This is a genomic window from Microcoleus sp. N3A4, assembly GCF_036701805.1.
In the GTDB taxonomy this organism is placed as follows: domain Bacteria; phylum Cyanobacteriota; class Cyanobacteriia; order Cyanobacteriales; family Microcoleaceae; genus Microcoleus.
Map to the genome: position 1 here is coordinate 1 of NZ_JAUBRJ010000169.1, position 1,767 is coordinate 1,767.

Below are 1,767 nucleotides of genomic sequence, written 5' to 3' on the forward strand. Positions count from 1 at the left end.
ACCCTTGTCTCGGGTGATTCACTTTTACCCCCTCAATCCGACTATGTGCCAGTTTGGGGTGCGGAATGTGGGTTATAAAACAATACGGTTTACTTAAGGGTTGGGAGGCTTTAAAATATTAAAAACAGGAGAATTAATTTTTATTCCAGTACCTCTGTGTTTGACTTTTTTGGATTTAAACTTTGAAACAGGTTTTTTGACAACTCTTGGGTTATTTCTCTCAACTCTTTGTGGCAAAGTCGCATCAAGAATCTCCAATTTTAACCAAGTTAAAAAAAGGGGATTTATTGTGCTTCTAGCCGCTGAAATTTGGGGACAGCACGACGAATAACTCGTAATGTACCGGTGAAAGAAATACTTAATGGGGAAATTTCTGCACTATGCGCTGTTTGACAAATTAATGACCGCACAGCTCTTCGGTCCTAATAATAGACCATAAATTTCTTGTACTACTTCTCTTGGTCTTTGAGAACGAACATGAGTTTTTCTTTCCCCGAGATGTACTTTGAATTAATCAATTGTATTTTTGACTTCCCATCGTTGATGATATTCGGCAGCCAATAACTTTGCCGGGAATTTTTGAGAGTCTAATAAACTTGTAATTAAACGATATCTAATTTCTGCTGTTGGATTATTTAAGTTTTCAATCGTGTACTCGATTACTCTGATTTGGATGGGTTTAAATCCTTTTTTTCTGAATTTGCCTGGGGGATTAATAAAACTTAAGTAAGAACCATCTTCTAGTTGTGTTTCCTTGAGGAATTTAACCTGAGACGGAATTCGTCCTAAATAGCTAGAACCCTTGCTGAGCGTGGCTGACACCATCGCATATGAATGCAAACCTCTATCCCACATTAACAACATTTCTTTAGTAACTGAGCGTAATAACCTTAATGCTCTGACTCTTTCTCCCATCTTGTATGGGCATATTAAAGCATCAAATATTAAGTGTGTTCCTGCTTCTACTAAAATAACTAATCTAGCTTTTGGAAAAGCAGCTCTTGTACCTGGACGGCTACCTGGACGGCCAAAAACTCTGGCATTTTCGTCACCCAGAGGGGAGGTCTAAGCAGGTTCCATCTATTGCTACAACTCTCAATCCATTCAGAAAAGCTCCTACTGTTTCAGTTGTAGCCATTGGTCGTACCAACTGATGAAATAACTGGCTCATTACAAGACATCCTAATCTTTTTCGGGCTTTGGTAATAGCTGCCTTGCACGGATTTTTCCAATATTTACCTGTTTTCAACCTGACTTCATTAAGTCCATCAATCAGATTCTTTAGTACGTCCCGCATTGAGTCTTTTGACCATAAGCTCATTGCTACGATTAAACATACTACCAGTTGTGATGGTAGCGCACGATGCCGTTTTTCTCTTGCTTTTGTTTTCAGGATAGCCGCTTCTATTTCTGTTGAGGGAATCGCTATCTCTATTGCTTTGAATATCTCGCTAATTTGGGAGCATCCCGGTTTTGCAAAAGCCTCAAATAGCCAAGAGATCGTTGAGGTAAGCACAACGAAGTTTTAGCATTTGATTGACATTTTTTTTCAACCATTGAGCTCCCGAAATTTTCAACCTTCTATCTATTTGTTTAACAGTCGATTCCACCGCTCCCGAGCCTCGGCGAACAAATCTTGTCTGATGATAATTGCTCATAGTTAACAATTCGAGAGCGATGCTTTTCTAGAGGGTGCATCTCACTTTGGCGAGTATGCCCAAAAAGGGTTAAAATGAAAAAGCTAGTAAAATTGCCAAATAAAGATGA

At 39.0% G+C, this 1,767-nt stretch carries 2 pseudogenes; both read right to left on the reverse strand.

Annotated features, from left to right (window positions below):
- Window positions 1–284 precede the first annotated feature (284 nt).
- Window positions 285–1,408 (reverse strand): annotated as a pseudogene (locus tag QUA56_RS36490) (IS4 family transposase).
- 76 nt (window positions 1,409–1,484) lie between these two features.
- A pseudogene (locus tag QUA56_RS36495) lies at window positions 1,485–1,689 on the reverse strand (ISKra4 family transposase); the annotation flags it as partial.
- Between the last annotated feature and the right edge of the window lie 78 nt (window positions 1,690–1,767).